Origin of the sequence: Bacteroides sp. GD17 (assembly GCF_038448625.1) — a bacterium.
In the GTDB taxonomy this organism is placed as follows: Bacteria; Bacteroidota; Bacteroidia; order Bacteroidales; family Bacteroidaceae; genus Bacteroides.
This window is the reverse complement of the sequence record NZ_JBCEZS010000005.1, coordinates 235,689-253,732: the sequence shown is the minus strand read 5'-3', so window position 1 is coordinate 253,732 and position 18,044 is coordinate 235,689. Positions and strand designations below refer to the sequence as shown.

The 18,044-nt window shown below is 46.8% G+C and carries 11 protein-coding genes; 8 read left to right on the top strand and 3 right to left on the bottom strand.

What is annotated here, in order from left to right:
* Positions 1–468: 468 nt before the first annotated feature.
* The 7 genes from AAE250_RS10020 to AAE250_RS09990 all read left to right on the top strand — a co-directional run bounded on the left by AAE250_RS10020 (position 469) and on the right by AAE250_RS09990 (position 11,460).
* Positions 469–1,587, top strand: a complete 1,119-nt coding sequence (locus AAE250_RS10020) for a hypothetical protein (RefSeq protein ID WP_294598063.1) — start codon at positions 469–471, stop codon at positions 1,585–1,587.
* Between the two features lie 570 nt (positions 1,588–2,157).
* Positions 2,158–3,147: a GSCFA domain-containing protein gene (locus AAE250_RS10015; RefSeq protein ID WP_294598061.1), complete on the top strand. Its 990-nt coding sequence runs from the start codon at positions 2,158–2,160 to the stop codon at positions 3,145–3,147.
* Entirely contained in the window at positions 3,123–5,603 is a 2,481-nt protein-coding gene (locus AAE250_RS10010; protein ID WP_294598058.1) for a bifunctional UDP-N-acetylmuramoyl-tripeptide:D-alanyl-D-alanine ligase/alanine racemase, read from the top strand. Before AAE250_RS10015 ends, AAE250_RS10010 begins: the two co-directional genes overlap by 25 nt.
* 88 nt (positions 5,604–5,691) lie before the next feature.
* On the top strand, positions 5,692–5,913 hold the full coding sequence (locus AAE250_RS10005; RefSeq protein ID WP_294598054.1) for a Sec-independent protein translocase subunit TatA/TatB: 222 nt from the start codon (positions 5,692–5,694) through the stop codon (positions 5,911–5,913).
* Between the two features lies 1 nt (position 5,914).
* Complete coding sequence (gene tatC, locus AAE250_RS10000) at positions 5,915–6,736, top strand: twin-arginine translocase subunit TatC (protein ID WP_294598051.1); 822 nt, start codon at positions 5,915–5,917, stop codon at positions 6,734–6,736.
* The gene (locus tag AAE250_RS09995; RefSeq protein WP_294598137.1) at positions 6,736–10,146 is read left to right on the top strand and encodes a DEAD/DEAH box helicase; all 3,411 of its coding nucleotides are present in this window, start codon (positions 6,736–6,738) and stop codon (positions 10,144–10,146) included. Before tatC ends, AAE250_RS09995 begins: the two co-directional genes overlap by 1 nt.
* 333 nt (positions 10,147–10,479) lie before the next feature.
* Positions 10,480–11,460: a Gfo/Idh/MocA family protein gene (locus AAE250_RS09990; RefSeq protein ID WP_294598048.1), complete on the top strand. Its 981-nt coding sequence runs from the start codon at positions 10,480–10,482 to the stop codon at positions 11,458–11,460.
* A gap of 98 nt (positions 11,461–11,558) precedes the next feature.
* Here AAE250_RS09990 and AAE250_RS09985 read toward each other — a convergent pair whose 3' ends face one another.
* The 3 genes from AAE250_RS09985 to AAE250_RS09975 form a co-directional block, all read right to left on the bottom strand.
* Complete coding sequence (locus AAE250_RS09985; protein WP_294598046.1) at positions 11,559–13,103, bottom strand: MFS transporter; 1,545 nt, start codon at positions 13,101–13,103, stop codon at positions 11,559–11,561.
* 139 nt (positions 13,104–13,242) lie between these two features.
* Positions 13,243–14,163 carry a 5-dehydro-4-deoxy-D-glucuronate isomerase gene (kduI, locus tag AAE250_RS09980; RefSeq protein ID WP_294598044.1) on the bottom strand — a complete coding sequence of 307 codons (921 nt, stop codon included), beginning with the start codon at positions 14,161–14,163 and terminating at the stop codon, positions 13,243–13,245.
* A 30-nt stretch (positions 14,164–14,193) separates the two neighbouring features.
* Positions 14,194–15,594 carry a PTS galactitol transporter subunit IIC gene (locus AAE250_RS09975; RefSeq protein ID WP_294598042.1) on the bottom strand — a complete coding sequence of 467 codons (1,401 nt, stop codon included), beginning with the start codon at positions 15,592–15,594 and terminating at the stop codon, positions 14,194–14,196.
* A gap of 291 nt (positions 15,595–15,885) precedes the next feature.
* Here AAE250_RS09975 and AAE250_RS09970 point away from each other — a divergent pair, with 291 nt between their 5' ends.
* Positions 15,886–17,982 carry a pectinesterase family protein gene (locus AAE250_RS09970; protein WP_294598039.1) on the top strand — a complete coding sequence of 699 codons (2,097 nt, stop codon included), beginning with the start codon at positions 15,886–15,888 and terminating at the stop codon, positions 17,980–17,982.
* The last annotated feature ends 62 nt before the right edge of the window (positions 17,983–18,044 follow it).

Below are 18,044 nucleotides of genomic sequence, written 5' to 3'. Positions count from 1 at the left end.
TTTATGAATATTATATGCAACAAAGATACTGGATTTATTTTAAAAAATACAATATTTTAGTTGCTATTTTAAATAAATATCTGTGTTCTTCGGCATAGGTGTGGGCGACGGGTATTTGTGTAAGCTGTTTGCAGGGATTTTGTGCTCGAATGGTTTATGGGTGAATATGAAAAATGTACTATTTTTGTCTAAGGCTTTAGGTGAAATCGTTTATTACTTGATGTAAATAATATGATTATTCTTAATGTATTGATAATTAGATATTAATTGTTTGTATAAAGTGAATATCTGTTTAATGATTGCGTAATAAATACAACTTTTATATGATATATATTGCAACTTTTCTTCTATTTTGCTTGTTATTTGCATAGAGTTGTCTATCTTTGCAATATGAAATATGGAACATTGTTGTACTCGTGTATTTTATGCGGAATTTTATTGTGATTATTAACCTTTATAATAAAGATTATGAGATGGAAGTTTAATTTGGGAATCTTGGCTATTGGTGCAGTGATATTTGCATCTTGTAGCTCGAATGATGATCTGTTCGATCCTGAAAAGGCTGCATTGCGTAAAGAAGCTCAATACACCGTAGCTTTTGTGAAGCAATATGGAGAAATTGCAGCGGATCAGGATTGGGGCTTTGGTGAAAAGCCGACTACGCGTGGAACTAACCCTAATAGTAATGAATGGAGTAACTATGTGGTTGTTCCCGGCGATATTACGGCTGCAGAAAAAGATGCGGTAACTGAGTGGTTTAATACACATCAGAATCCTGAGTCTACTACCAGCGTTAACTGGTCGGACTTTTTTGTTCAGCATGTAAGCAGTGCGCATTCTAATATGGATCATTTGATTGCAGTGCTTGAGAATGGTACTGATGATCATATCTATAATTTTAATGCCAGTGATGGTAGTATAATGTTGATGCAAAATAGTGGAACATCTTCATTTGGTTATCTTAATAGTTTGGATAGTAAGAATCATTATAAGTATACTGTTCAATATATTAATGGAAGCTATTATGTAGGATTCGACTTTGAAGCCACTGGAGGAAACTCTAATCAGCAAGAAGCTGCTGACGGCTATTATAATGACTGGATCGTTAAGATATGTCCTGCTACCTATAAAAACGCTCAAAGAATTATTGCAGAAGACCTTGGAGCGAGCGATGACTTCGACTTTAACGATGTCGTATTCGATGTTGCATTGTTATCTGATGCAACGGTCATTACTCTGCGAGCTGCTGGTGGCACATTGCCTTTGTACATTGGTAATCATGAACATGAGGTTCATAAGCTTTTTGGTGTTCCTACATCAACAATGGTAAATACCGGTCTTGATACAGAGAAAAAGGAAGTTGTGATATTCAGACTTCCGAAGTGCAACGCTATAAGTGATGTTCGTATTTTAGTAGAAAACACTGCTGCCGGAGAATACTATTTGAAAGCTAATTGTGGAGAAGCTCCGCAAATGATTTGTGTACCGACAACCTATGAGTGGACAGAAGAGCGTCAAGCTATTGATGAAAAGTATCCGAAGTTCAGAGAGTGGGTAGGAAATACTGCCGTTGATTGGTTAAATTAATAGAATTGATACAGTTGTAGTAGGGGCTGGCGGTTATCGTCAGCCTCTATTTTTTTTATTCCCATTATAAGATTGGCAAGAAAGCTTTCCCTTCTTTTGTTCTTTTCGTCAGAATAGACTACTTTTGTTTCACCTCGTGGAAGTATGAACGCAAAAGAACAAGAACAATGATGAAAAATATAAGAGACAATATGCAAATACCGTTTCCATAAGCAGAAACGACCGTTCCCATAAGAGGAAACGAGCGTTCCCATTAGAAGAAACGGGCGTTCCCATTAGAAGAAACGGGCGTTCCCATTAGAAGAAACCGGAGTTTCCATAGGTAGGAAACGAGCGTTCCCTACCTATGGAAACTGTCTATAACTATGAGGGCAACTGCTTAGACTATGAGAGCAACAGCTTACTCTCATAGTTACTACCAGGGTTACTCTCATACTCCAAATGCCGATGAATAAAGGGATGCAGCGATTTTATGAGGGTATGAGGGTAAAAACGTGTTCAACTTTTATTTGAGTTAAGTGCGATGGATGGCTACTTTATTGTTTTTATGGTATAATAATACAAACATTTATGAACTTCTATACCCCTGTTGAACTGCCTGCTGACTTGCCTCGTCTGTCGCATGCGGATAAACTGATGCTTCTCGGCTCTTGCTTTGCCAATAATATCGGGGCAAGACTGACCGACGCCAAGTTTCGTTGTAATCTCAATCCTTATGGTGTACTTTATAATCCGCTTTCCATTTCCGCCGCTTTGCGCGAAATCGTCGTCGGGAAGAGATACGATGCAGACAGTCTTTTCTTCTTCCGGGAGCTTTGGCACAGTCCGATGCATCATGGCGATTTTTCTTCTTCTGATATGGAAGAATCTCTGGAACATATCAACAGACGATTGCAGGAGGCACACAAAGATATTTCCCGGCTGGACTACCTGTTGCTAACCTTCGGCACAGCATGGGTTTATGAAAGCAAAGCGACGGGACGAATCGTTGCCAACTGTCATAAACAGCCCGAATCCTGCTTTACCCGCCGAATGCTTTCCGTGAACGAGGTAATACTTGATTACACCTCCCTGCTATCCGGCTTGCTGGCGCTGAATCCGCAGTTGAAAGTGATATTTACCGTCAGCCCCATCCGCCATGTACGCGATGGAATGCATGCTAACAGCCTGAGCAAAGCCACTTTACTGCTGGCCATCGAGCAACTGAAAGCAGCCTTCCCAGGACATGTTTTCTATTTCCCCGCCTATGAACTGCTGATGGACGAACTGCGCGATTATCGTTTTTATGCCGAAGATATGGTTCACCCTTCCGAGGTAGCCGTCCGCTATGTGTGGGAGCGATTTGTGCAGACTTGCATCTCCAAGGAGGCGTTACAGATTATGGAGGAAAGTGAAAATATCCGTAAAGCACTATCTCATAAGCCTTTTCATCCGGACTCTGAGGAGTATAAGCGTTTTTTAGAACAAATTGTGTTAAAAATAGACCAACTTAACGGAAAATACCCGACCTTAGACTTCCAAAAAGAAAGAGAAATATGCCATACTCGATTGAAACCATAACCGAAACCATTGGCGCACGACGTGTAGGGGACACGCCGGCTACCATCGACTGGCTGCTCACCGACAGCCGTTCCCTGAGTTTCCCCGAAGAAACATTGTTCTTCGCTCTGACTACCAAGCGGAACGACGGTGCACACTATATTGCCGACCTCTATGCTCGCGGTGTACGCAACTTCGTAGTGAGCAAAGACGCCGCACAGTCCATTATCAATTACCAACTATCAACTATCAACTTACTCATAGTTCCCAATCCGTTGAAGGCCTTGCAGAAGCTTGCCGAACAACATCGGAGCCAGTTTCAGATTCCCGTCATCGGCATCACGGGTAGTAATGGAAAAACCATCGTAAAGGAATGGCTGCACCAGTTGCTCAGTCCCGAACGTGCCATTGTACGCTCGCCGCGCAGCTATAATTCACAGATAGGCGTACCTCTGTCGGTGTGGCAGATGAGCGAGCAGTCCGAGCTCGCCATCTTCGAAGCCGGCATCTCGGAACCAGGAGAGATGCGTGCCTTGCAAAATATCATCCAGCCCACCATCGGCATCCTGACCAACATTGGTGGTGCCCATCAGGAGAATTTCTTCTCGTTGCAAGAGAAGTGTATGGAGAAGCTTATGTTGTTCAAGAACTGCGATGTGGTGATTTACAACGGCGACGATGAATTTATCAGCCACTGCGTGTCGAAGTCTATGCTTTCTGCACGTGAGATTGCGTGGAGCCGGAAGGATATGGAACGTCCGCTATTTATAAGTAAGGTGGAGAAGAAAGACGAATGCACCGTCATCTCTTACCGCTATCTGGATATGGACAATACATTCACGTTGCCTTTCATCGACGATGCTTCTATCGAAAACTCGCTGAACTGCCTGGCTGCCTGCCTCTATCTGATGCTTCCTGCCGAAGTGATAACGGAACGCATGGCAAAACTGGAACCCGTAGCCATGCGTCTGGAAGTGAAAGAAGGAAAGAATAACTGCCTGCTGATAAACGACAGCTATAATTCCGACCTCGGTTCGCTGGATATAGCGCTCAACTTCCTGTATCGCCGTTCTCTTTCTAATGGTCTGAAGCGGACGCTGATACTCTCCGATATCCTGGAAACGGGACAGAATACACCCGCCCTTTACCGCCAGGTGGCGCAGTTGGTGAACAGCCGCGGCATCGAACGCATCATCGGAGTAGGAAACGAGATCTCTTCTTGCGCTGCCCGCTTCAACATCGAAAAGTCATTCTACCCCAATACCGATGCTTTGATACATGCCATCGAGCGGGGAGAACTTCGCCTTGAAAATGAAATAATCCTGATTAAGGGTGCCCGTAAGTTTGGTTTCGATGCCTTGACGGAAGTATTGGAAAAGAAAGTGCATGAAACCATACTGGAAGTCAATCTTGGAGCGATGATAGCCAATCTGAACTACTATCGCAGCAAGCTGAAACCCGAAACCAAGATGATGTGTATGGTGAAAGCCTCTGCTTACGGTGCCGGCTCTTACGAGATTGCCAAAACCCTTCAGGAGCATCATGTCGATTACCTCGCTGTTGCCGTTGCCGACGAAGGTTCGGAGCTTCGCAAGGCGGGAATTACCGCAAGCATCGTCATCATGAACCCCGAAATGACGGCGTTCAAGACGATGTTCGACTACAAACTGGAACCTGAAGTCTACAGTTTCCATCTGCTCGATGCCCTTATCAAGGAAGCCGAAAAAGAAGGCATCACAAACTTCCCGATACACATAAAACTGGATACGGGCATGCACCGTCTGGGATTTGCGGCAGAAGACATGCCGCAGCTGATAGAACGGCTGAAAGGACAGAATGCCGTCATAGCCCGTTCCGTGTTTTCTCATTTTGTGGGAAGTGACGCGGCGCAGTTCGATGCCTTTACCCGTCGGCAGATAGAGACGTTTGAAAAAGCATCCGGGGAGTTGCAGGAAGCTTTCCCGCATAAGATACTCCGCCATATCTGCAACTCTGCCGGAATCGAACGCTTCCCCGGGGCTCAGTTCGATATGGTTCGTCTGGGTATCGGCCTGTATGGGGTCAGCCCGATTGACAATTCCATTATGAACAACGTCAGTACGTTGCGGACTACCATTCTTCAGATACGCGATGTGCCCGAAGAAGATACGGTGGGATATAGCCGTAAGGGGCATCTGGTGCGTCCTTCGCGCATTGCCGCCATACCTATCGGTTATGCCGACGGTTTGAACCGCCACCTGGGCAACGGGCATGCCTATTGTCTGGTAAACGGGCAGAAAGCTCCTTATGTGGGCAATATCTGCATGGATGTCTGCATGATCGACGTTACCGACATCGACTGCAAGGAAGGGGATACCGTTGAAATCTTCGGCGATCATCTGCCTATAACGGTTTTGTCCGATGTACTCGGAACCATTCCTTACGAAGTGCTGACCAGTGTTTCCACGCGAGTGAAGAGGGTGTATTATCAAGATTGAAAATGAGTGATTGGTGAATAAATGACTAATCACTCATCACCAATCATTAAAAATTTCTATATTTGCATCAAATTAATCCGATATGACTATGACAAACTTACTTTTATTAGGTTTCCTGCCCAGCGGTTCCGAATGGATTATCATCGCGTTGGTTATTTTACTGTTGTTTGGTGGTAAGAAAATTCCTGAACTGATGAAAGGTTTGGGTAAAGGAGTGAAGAGCTTCAAAGATGGAGTAAACGAAGCCAAAGAAGAAATCAACAAAGCCAAAGAAGACCTGGATAAACCGGCAGAAAGCGAAGTGAAATAAAGTGGCTGAAAAAGAATTAACTTTCTGGGATCATCTGGATGAATTGCGCCGGGTGCTGTTTCGCATTATCGGCGTGTGGTTTGTGTTGGCTGTAGGTTATTTTATTGCCATGCCCTATCTGTTCGATCGGGTGATATTGGCTCCTTGCCATAATGACTTTATCTTTTATGATGTGTTGCGTTATATCGGACAGACGTTCGACTTGCACGATGAATTCTTCACCCAGGAGTTTCATGTAAAGCTTATCAATATCAATCTGGCCGCACCGTTCTTTGTACACATGTCCACTGCTTTCTGGATGTCTGTGGTGACGGCTGCACCTTACATCTTCTATGAAGTTTGGCGGTTCATCAGCCCCGCGCTCTATCCCAATGAGCGCAAGGGAGTGAAGAAAGCGCTGGGGATCGGTACGGTGATGTTTTTCATCGGCGTATTGTTGGGTTACTTTATGGTCTATCCGCTGACGTTGCGCTTCCTCTCTACTTATGAATTAAGCGCAGCGGTCGAGAACCAGATTTCCTTGAATTCCTATATAGATAACTTTATGATGCTGGTACTCTGCATGGGACTGGCATTCGAGTTGCCACTGGTGACGTGGCTGCTTTCCCTGCTGGGATTGGTGCACAAGACTTTCTTGCGAAAATACCGTCGTCATGCCATTGTTATCATTGTGATTGCAGCTGCTGTTATTACGCCTACCGGCGACCCGTTCACGCTGACGGTAGTGGCTGTCCCGCTTTACATGCTCTATGAGTTGAGTATCCTTATGATAAAGGATAAAAAGACTGATGATGATGCGGAAGAAGCGGAGACGGAAGAATGATGAATCGTGAAGTAAAAGAATACTTTGACATATTGCTGGGGGCTTGTCGCGGAGCAGACATCCCTCTGGAGATTGCATACCGGCAGCTGCGTGAGTTGTTGGAGCGATTGTGCCGTACACAAATCTCGGACAGCAGTTTGCAGATGACCGACCTTTCCGCACGGATTAACTTCGTGGCATCCAAAGTGGGCCTTTCTATTGTAGAGCAGAACCGCTTGCATACCTTCCGGTTGACTTCCAATGCCATTCTGAACCGCCAGTCGGAACCGCAACGCGAACAGTTGTTGCGCGATGCCAAGACGCTGGCTTTCTTCGTCAAACGGCTGATGGGGGAAGATATACCTGACGAACTTTACCGCCTGCTGCCCCGTGCGGATGCTACTTACATTGTGGCGCCTCCTGCCAGGGAGCGTGTACGGCGCATGCGTGTCTGCTTTCAGTATGCCGATGAAACTTATCTGTATGTATTGCCTGTAGATACGGTGGCGGATGAACCGCTGCGGGTCCGGTATAATGTGCCGCAGATAAATGAAGAGTTTACAGAAACCTGTCAGCTTTTGTGGCGGCATGCGCAGGTCAATCTGCTGGATGTTGCCGTTGATGAAGCCGGAATCCTTACCCCTTCTTTTATAATACTGGAACCTGATTATCTGATAGATATCAGTTCGCTGGCGGAGTGCTTCAAGGATTACGGGCATCATCCGGCCAACTATATGCTGGCACGCCTGCAATCTCCCGACAATACCCGCCCGCTGTTGCTGGGTAATATCGCCAACCTCTTTCTGGACGAATGGATTCATGCCAAAGAAGCGCCCGACTACGTGGCGTGCATGAAGAAAGCGTTCCGCTCTTACCCCATCGAACTGGCTGCCTGCTCTGATTTGCGCGACCGGGAAAAAGAAATGGAATTCTTTTCCGATTGTAAGCGGCACTTCGAGAACATCCGCCGGACGGTGACGGAAACTTTCCGCGCATCGGGCTACGAACTGGACAGGACGGATGCCGTGCTGGAACCTACTTATATCTGTGAGGCATTGGGCTTGCAGGGGCGTCTGGATTATATGCAGCGGGATATGTCCTCGTTTATAGAGATGAAATCCGGCAAGGCGGACGAGTACTCTATCCGTGGCAAGGTGGAGCCTAAAGAGAATAATAAGGTGCAGATGTTGCTTTATCAGGCCGTGCTGGAGTATTCCATGGGTATGGACCATCGGCGTGTAAAAGCCTATTTGCTCTATACCCGCTATCCGTTGCTTTATCCCGCCCGTCCTTCGTGGGCCATGGTGCGGCGGGTGATGGATGTGCGCAACCGGATTGTAGCTACCGAATATGGCATCCAGTTGCGGAACAGTCCGCAGTATACCGCTGAACGCTTGAAAGATATTAATCCTGATACGCTGAACGAACGTTGCCTGGATAATACGTTGTGGAAGCGTTATCTCTATCCGTCCATAGATGCGGTGGCGCAACGGATCGGTTCGTTGTCTCCTTTGGAGCAAAGCTACTTCTATACGCTCTACAACTTTATAACCAAAGAGCTCTATACCTCCAAGTCGGGCGATATTGAATATGAGGGACGTGCCGGTGCTGCTGCATTGTGGCTCTCCACGCTGGCGGAGAAATGTGAGGCGGGGGAGATACTGTTCGATCTGGTGATACAAGAGAATCATGCGGCAGATGCGCACAAGCCCTATCTGTCGTTGGCAACTTCGCGTAAAGCCTCTTCTCTCTCCGGGCAGGAGTCTGTTCCTCCTAATTTCCGCCAGGGCGATGCTGTTGTACTATACGAACGGAATTCAGATGCCGATAATGTCACCAACAAGATGGTGTTCAAGGGGAATATAGAACGTATTTCCGATGATGAAGTCTGCCTCCGACTGCGTGCCACCCAGCAGAATGCCGGTGTCTTGCCTGCTGATAGCCGTTATGCCATCGAGCACGACTATATGGATACTTCCTTCCGGGGGATGTATCTGGGGCTTGCCGCTTTCTTGTCGGCCACGAAGAGCCGGCGCGACTTGTTGTTGGGGCAGCGTACTCCCGAATTCGATGCTTCCTTTGATGCTTCTATTGCCGCTGCCACGGATGATTTCTCCCGAATCACTCTGAAAGCCCGTGCCGCCCGTGACTATTTCCTGCTTATCGGTCCTCCGGGTACCGGCAAGACTTCCCGTGCCCTGCGTGGCATGGTGGAAGCCTTTTATCAGGAAGGCAAGCAGATCTTACTGCTTTCTTATACCAATCGTGCTGTAGATGAAATCAGCAAAGCACTTTCTGCCATTGTGCCGGAAGTAGATTTCATCCGTATCGGCAGTGAATTGGCTTGCGATGAGGCTTATCGTTCCCATCTGATAGAGAATGTGTTGGAGCCCTGTTCCACCCGGCGTGAGGTGCAGGAGCGTATTGCCCGCTGCCGCGTGTTTGTAGGAACAGTGGCTACGCTTTCTTCCAAAACAGAGCTTTTCCGCCTGAAGACATTCGATGTTGCCATTGTGGACGAAGCTACCCAGATACTTGAACCTCAATTGCTTGGATTGCTATGCACCCGCAATCCTGCCGGCGGAGACGCCATCGGCAAGTTCATTCTGATAGGCGACCACAAACAGTTGCCTGCGGTTGTTTTGCAATCTTCCGAGCAGTCGGCGGTATGCGATGAAGCATTGCATGCCATCGGTTTATACAATTTGAAAGACTCGCTTTTCGAGCGCCTTTACCGCAATATCTCTGCTTCATCAACCGGTCAGGCTTCATTAATTGCGAGTCATTGTTCTGATATGTTGTGCCGTCAAGGTCGTATGAATGTAGAGGTGGCGTTGTTTCCCAACCGTGCTTTTTATGGCGGGCTTTTGGAACCTGTAGGATTGCCTCACCAGCAAGGGGAGCTTTCTCTTTCTTCGGAATTGACCGATTGCGAGTTTGCCCATCTGCTGACGCGTCGTGTCGCCTTCCTGCCTTCTGTTCCCGAACCTCCGGTGCAGTCTGCAAAGATGAATCATTCGGAAGCATTGCTTGCCGCCCGGCTGGCAGAGGTTGTTTATCGGCAGTATTCGGCTGTTTCGGGATTCGATCCGTTATTGACTTTGGGTATCATCACTCCTTATCGCAGCCAGATAGCTTTGATTAAAAAAGAAATAGCAGCTTTGGGCATTGCTGTCCTGAATGATATTCTGGTAGATACGGTAGAGCGCTTTCAGGGTAGCGAACGGGATGTTATTATCTACTCCTTCTGTGTGAACCGTGCCTATCAGTTGAGGTTTCTTGCCAATCTGACGGAGGAAAACGGTGTGCAGATAGACCGGAAGCTGAATGTGGCCCTTACACGTGCCCGCAAGCAGATGTTCCTGATAGGTGTGCCGCAACTGCTGAAACTGAATCCTATCTATGCCGAACTGTTGAGAGCTACGGAGTAACTGTCATTCAGAGGAACGGTAGTGGCGTAGAATCTCTTCTCTCTGTATTTAGCAAATCTTAAGTCTTTTCTACGTCTTTATAGAATTTATTAATAACGTCGTATGCGATAAAGCGCTATCTTTGTGGCACGTTTTTTTCATAGAGATTTAGATTTAAGGTTAGAAGAATTGTGGAAGTCGTGAGACTTCCCTTTTTTTCATCTTAAATTGAGTGCTTTGCGGCTTTTTGTTTTTGACCGCAATAGAACAAAGAAAAGCTTTTTCGTGAGAAAGAGCTTTTTTGTTATACTATCGACAGACATTCCTCATAATAAACAGAAAAGAATAAACAAAATGGAAAAAATCAGAATTGGTATTATCGGTGCCGGAGGGATTGCCGGACAAATGGCGCTTACCCTCAAGGGTATGACGGGCGTAGAAGCCTATGCCATTGCTTCCCGCAGTCTGCAGTCTGCCCGTGATTTTGCCGACCGTTGGGGCTTTACCCGCGCTTACGGTTCGTATGAAGAAATGCTCGATGATGAGCAGGTACAGTTGGTTTACATCGCTACTCCTCATTCGCATCACCTTGAACATGCTCGTATGTGTCTGCTCAAAGGGAAGCCGGTGCTGTGCGAAAAGGCATTCACTGCCAACGCCCGCCAGGCAGAAGAATTGCTGAACCTTGCCAAAGAAAAGAAAGTCTTCATCACCGAAGCCATCTGGACACGCTATATGCCGCTATCCCAAACCATCAACAAACTTATTGCCGACGGTGTCATCGGGCGTCCTATGACGCTGTCTGCCAACTTGGGTTATTCTATCAGTGATCGCGAGCGGCTCATTCAGCCGGCATTGGCCGGTGGTGCGCTCCTCGATTTGGGAGTCTATACCCTTAACTTTGCCTCTATGGTCTTCGGTACGGGTGTAGAACGAATTGCTTCAACTTGTGTAAAGACCGATACCGGCGTGGATGCACAGAACAGCATCACCCTGGTATTTGATGACGGAAAAATGGCTGTGCTTCATAGTACCATGTTGAGCGTGACCGACCGGCAAGGCATTATCTCCGGTGACAAAGGGCATCTGATTGTAGAAAACATCAATAATCCGCAGCGGGTTACGGTGGTGACGGAAGATTATAAAACCATTGCCGTCTACAATTGTCCGCCGCAGATTACCGGATATGAATATCAGGTGTATGCTTCTATCGAGGCACTGAGAAACGGATGGCTGGAATCTCCTTATATGCCGCATGCCGAAACATTGCGCATTATGCGCATCATGGACGGTCTGCGTCGGGAGTGGGGAGTGCACTATCCTTTTGAGGACTAAGCAATAATATAAAACAAACTCCCCGCCGGGGCGCTAATGCCCGGCGGGGAGAATGCTGAATGAAAGGAGATAGCCGGAAGCTATCTCTTTTCTTTTTATCAATCCAAAACAATAGGCTTGTATTTCGGAACCAATGCCTTCATTATAATCCAGCCGAGCAGATAAGCTACTGCACAGATACAGAAGATGATGAAGTAACCGGCAGGTTTACCGGTGAATCCCATGAATTCCATAGCCGGACGCACGTATTGTGCTCCTTGTTGCAACAGGTCTTTGGTCATTTCCACCTCTGTCCCGTCGGCCATGGTAGTACCTGCTGCATAAGTAAACAGCATACCGGAACCCTTATTAATAAGGAAAGAACCTACACCGCCTGCCATACCGCCGATACCCGTAATTGTTGCAATTGCCGTCTTCGGGAACATATCGCCTACCGTAGAGAAGATGTTGGCCGACCAGGCTTGGTGTGCGGCACCGGCAATACCGATGATGATAACCGGGAACCAATAAGAGTAATTGCCCAAAGGCTGTGCAAACAGTGCCAGCAACGGGAAGAAAGCGAATATCAACATGGCGCGCATACGTGCTGCGTACGGGTTCATACCGGTTTTATTGATAATGATAGTCGGCAATTTACCACCGTATATAGACAGCATGGTGATGGCGTAAAGCACGAAGATAAGCAGCATGGCTGTCGGACTGTCGGAAGAGAATCCGTATACGTCACTGATATAAGCCGGAGTCCAGAAGAGGAAGAACCACCATACACCGTCCGTCATAAACTTGCCGCATACAAAAGCCCATGTCTGTTTGTAGCAGAAGCTTTGCAAGAAGCTCATTTTCTTTTCTTCCTTGCCTTCTTCGATGATGGTTGTGCCTTCTTCGTTCTTATCTTGTTCTATATATTCCAGTTCGGCCTTGTTCACATGTTTGCTCTTGCTGGGTTCGGTATACAGGAAAATCCATAATCCCATCCAGATGAAGCCGAGTGCACCGATAACGATGAATGCCATTTCCCAACCGTTGCCAACGCCGATCTCCTTGAAGTATCTGGCAAGCAAAGGAATGGTGATCGGAGCAGCAAGTGCACCTACCGTAGCACCGGCATTGAAGATACTGGTTGCATAGGCACGGTCTTTCTTCGGAAAGTACTCGGCAGTAACCTTGATGGCTGCCGGGAAGTTACCGGCTTCACCCAGTGCCAGTACAAAACGGGCGGCGATGAAGAAATAAACACTGACCGTGGCGATGGTAAGTGCCATGGCCGAACCGGTTTCTACGGCAATCAAAGCGTCGGAACTGTCCAATCCTACCCATAACTCTGTGGCATATCCGCAGAATGCATGGAGGCAGGCGCCCAGCGACCAGATGCCGATAGCCCACAAATACCCTTTCTTTGTTCCCATCCAGTCGATGAAGCGTCCGGCAAACAACATGCTGAATGCATAAATAATAGAGAAGATGGAAGTGATTGTACCGTAATCATTATCAGTCCAGTGGAATTCGGGAGCGATAAAGTCTTTCCACGTAAGGGAAAGGACCTGGCGGTCGAGGTAATTTACTGTTGTAGCGAAAAATAACATGGCGCAAATGGTCCAACGGTAATTGGTCATTTTACCCATTGCATTTTGAAATGTACTCATGATAATAGATTTAGTATTTTGTTGCAAATGTAAGGCTTTGTGTGCTGATAAAGGTGTAATAATTGGTAGAAATCATGTAGAAAATGACAAAAACAGGCATGGATTTGAACAATCCATGCCTGTTTTGTGTTGATGGGGGTTATCGCATCTCTGTGTATTTGATTTTGTCCATATCGCCATAGTCAAGGTTTTCGCCTGCCATACCCCAGATAAACATGTAGTTGCTGGTTCCGGCTGCTGCGTGGATGGACCATTCGGGTGACATGATAGCCTGTTCGTTCTGCATCCATACGATGCGCTCTTCCTGAGGTTCGCCCATGAAGTGGCTGATGGAGTTGCCTTCGGGAACATTGAAGTAGAAGTAAGCTTCAACACGACGGCTGTGAGTGTGGGCCGGCATAGTGTTCCATACGCTACCCGGTTTCAATTCTGTCAAGCCCATCTGCAATTGGCAAGGTCCTTCTTCCAGTACGTTGTTTACAATCAGCTGGTTGATGACGCGGTCGTTGCTTTCTTCCATCTTACCGGCGGGGAAGGAGTTGGCTTTCAGAGAACCCTTGCGGCCGTCGATGGTTATCAACTGAGTTTTGTATGCCTTGTGGGCGGTTGCCGAGTTGATGTAGAATTTGGCAGGTTGAGAAGCATCTTTGCTTTTGAAAGTAACTTTCTGGTTACCTCTTCCTACGTACAGAGCTTCTTTAAACTTCAGTGTGTATTCTTTGCCGTCTACGGTAACGATACCTTCGCCACCTATATTAATAACACCGAGCTCTCTTCTTTCCAGGAAGTAGGAAGCCTTCAGCGGGTCGATGGTTTCGAGTACCAATTCTTTGGTTGCGGGCACTGCACCACCGAAGATGAGGCGGTCGTACATAGAGTAGGTCAGGTTGATTTCATCCGGAGCCATTACTTTCTCCATCAGAAAGCTGCTACGCAGACGGTTGGTGTCGTACGTCTTAACATCTTGCGGGTTGCAAGCAACCTGCATCTTGTAATTCACTTGGGCGGAAGCCGATACTGCGGCGATACCCAACATCATGGCAATTGCTAATTTCTTCATAATTTATGAATATTTGAGTTTATAATTTTATCATTTAGCGGCTTCTTTTACTGACTTCTGGTATTTGATGATGGCACGACGGTTCAAGATCATCAGGAACAGTGTGCACAGCACCAGAATGCCGGAGCCGATATATTTGAATGAATATGTCAGGTGGAAGATAATCCATGCAAACGGGCTGGATGCAAAGTCGAGAGCACCGCCTTCAAATCCGGCAGGGATATTTACGGCTGCATCTTGCGTCTTTTCGTACACGTCGTGGGCAGCTTGCGTAAAGTAAGGAGCCAGGTCGGTTACAAAATACAGACCCATAGTCAGCACTACCAATCCGATGATGAAAGTCTTCACTACATTACCCTTTGTGATGGGCAGTACCAGTGGGAAGAGGTAGAACATTCCGGCAAGAGAAGCCAGCGGAAGGAATTGGTTTCCGGGCAGAATAACAGCCAGCAGAATGGTAACGGGAATCAGCAGCAGTGAAACAACCAGCGTTGCCGGATGGCCGATGACCAATGCCGGACTCATACCGATATTCAGACCTACGGCACCCTTGAATTTCTTGGCTATCAGTTCGCGGGTAGCATCGGAAATCGGTTTCAAACCTTCGATGAATAAGGCTGTGATACGCGGAATCAATTCCATCACTGCACCCATCTTGATACCCAATCCTAATATATAAGGTATCTTGTCCACCAGTTCCTGTCCGTTCTTGCAAGACAGCGCACCGATGCCGCAACCTACCAGGATACCCAGGAACAGCGGCTCGCCCAGCAAACCGAATTTCTTCTTCATGCCTTCTGCATCGATGTTCAACTTGTCGAAGCCGGGGATTTTATCCAATGCCTTATTGATAATCACAGCGAAAGGTACAAAACCGGCGCAGAAAGGCTGCGGAATGGAGATACCTTCCATCTTATCGTAGAATCCCTGGAACTTGTCCGCTGTATAGTCGGCCATAATCAAGGTAATGATGTAGCAGATGATGGCAGCGAAGAAACCCCACAGAATGCTGTCGCTGGCGAAGTAAACCACTGCACCGATAAATGCAAAATGCCAGTAGTTCCAGAGGTCGATATTGACTGTACGTGTCGTTTTCGTCAATAACATCAGCAGGTTTACTCCCAAACATACCGGAATGATGAATGCACCCACCGATGTGTTATAGGCTACAGCTGCTGCAGCAGGCCATCCCATATCGAAGACCTTCAACTGAAGACCGTAGATTTCAACCACTTGGCTCAGGGCAGGGCCGAGGCTGCTGGTCAACAAAGCAGTTACTACTGATAAACCTACGAAACCGACGCCCACCAGCAAACCGCTCTTTAATGCCTTGCTGAATTTAATGCCGATGCAAACGCCCAAAATTGTAAAGATTATAGGCATCATCACTGCTGCTCCTAAGCCGATGATATAACCGAAAACTTGTTCCATTCTCTTGTGATTTAATTTGGTAATTGATAATGTTTTTGCAATAGTACGAATAAAAACCGGGTCAAAAATAAGACCTTTTCTCAATTAATCAAACTGGAAAAGCATAATTCTTAGTAAAAAGGACGATTTTGTACATAAATTGTCGTTAGCGTGCACAAAATTGCTCGTTTCCGTACACGAAAACCAAATAATACACCCTCTGCGTTGAAAAATACACACCGGTTTAAAAAGAAAGCGCTACTTTTGTTTCATGAAATAAAGTAGGTCTAATACCAAAAAATGAGTGACTTCATGAAAAAGAATTCAATTTGTAAATTTATTGTATCTGGATTGTTGTTGGCTTTCCCGCTGGGGATGTCGGCGCAGCGTGTAAGTAGTGAACAACCCTGGTCTGTACGTATGGTTGAATCGGAAATGATTCGTTGCCCGGAGTCCTGGCAACTGGATTTCCAACCAAGGCTGAAGTGGGATTATTGCCACGGACTGGAACTTCAGTCTATGCTGGATGTGTACGACCGCTACGGAAACAAGAAAATCTATGATTATGCTTTGGCTTATGCCGATACGATGGTAAATGCCGACGGAACCATCAAGATGTACAAACGCGAAGAGTTCAGTCTGGACCGCATCAACTCCGGCAAGTTTATCTTCCGTATTTACGAGCAAACCAAAGACGAGAAGTATAAAAAAGCATTGGCTTTGATGCGCAGCCAGCTCGACGATCATCCACGTAATGAGGACGGTGGCTTCTGGCATAAGAAGATCTATCCACATCAGGTATGGCTGGACGGCGTCTATATGGGAGCGCCTTTCTATGCCGAATATGCTTACCGTAACAATCAGGTGGAAGATTATGCGGATGTCATTAACCAATTTCTGATGGCAGCCCGTCATACCTACGATCCAAAGACGGATTTGTATCGCCATGCTTGTGACGTAAGCCGCAAGGAACGTTGGGCGGACCCTGAGACGGGACAGTCGCAGCACAGTTGGGGACGTGCTATGGGATGGTATGCTATGGCATTTGTCGATGCACTCGATTTCATTCCGCAGCATGAGCCGGGACGCGACTCCATGCTGGTGACTCTCAATCATCTGGCTGCAATGGTGAAACGTGAGCAGGACCCGAAGACCGGATTGTGGTATCAGGTTTTGGATAAGAGCGGTGCCGAAGGAAATTACTTGGAATCTTCATGTTCTACAATGTTTGTATATACTCTGTTCAAGGCTGTACGCAAAGGGTATATCGACAAATCGTATTTGGAAGTGGCAATCAAAGGGTATAAGGGTATTCTTGATAACTTCATTGAAGTAGATAAGGACGGCGTTGTTTCCATTACGCAGGCTTGTGCCGTTGCAGGATTGGGCGGAAAAAACTATCGCTCCGGTGATTATGATTACTATATTCATGAAACCATCCGCAGCAACGACCCCAAAGCAGTAGGACCGTTTATTCTGGCTTCTTTAGAGTGGGAGCGTCTTCCCCACCCACAAACGCAATGGAAACGCAACATAGTTGTTGCGCGTGATGGTTCCGGCGATTATCGTACCTTGACGGAAGCGATGGAGGGAATTCGTGCCTTTATGGACTATAAAGTAACGGTTTTCATAAAGAACGGTACGTATAAAGAAAAGGTGATAGTGCCTTCCTGGATTGAGAATGTAGATTTTGTGGGTGAGAGTGTGGAGAACACCGTCATTACTTATGATGACCACGCCAATATCAATAAGATGGGAACATTCCGTACTTATACGGTGAAAGTGGAAGGTAGTGGCATTACCTTTAAGAATCTGACGATAGAGAATAACGCCGCCCATTTGGGACAAGCCGTTGCGTTGCATACGGAGGGAGACCGGCTGATGTTCATTAACTGCCGTTTCCTGGGAAATCAAGATACTATCTATACCGGTGCGGCAGGCACCCGCCTCCATTTCCAGAATTGCTATATAGAAGGTACTACGGATTTTATCTTCGGTCCTTCTACAGCTTTGTTCGAGGGTTGTGCCATCCACAGTAAAAGCAATTCGTATGTGACGGCTGCTTCTACTCCGGCGAATATCGAAGTGGGTTATGTATTCAAGAACTGCAAATTGACGGCCGATGCCAGCGTAGAAAAGGTGTATTTGGGACGTCCGTGGCGCCCGTATGCTGCTACGGTTTTCATAAATTGCGAACTGGGTAAGCACATCTGCCCGGCAGGTTGGGAGAATTGGCGTAATCCGGAAAATGAGAAAACCGCACGCTATGCTGAATATGGTAGTACAGGAGAGGGCGCATCAACGGAAGGCCGCGTAAAATGGGCGAAGCAGTTGACGAAGAAGGAAGCCGCAAAGTACGATGATATGAAGTATGTCTTTGGAATGTGCAGCGAGTGGACTAAAAACTAATTTTTCTACCGATTGCGACTTTTTTTACACCGAAAACTACTTGGTTTTGCCTAATATTGCAG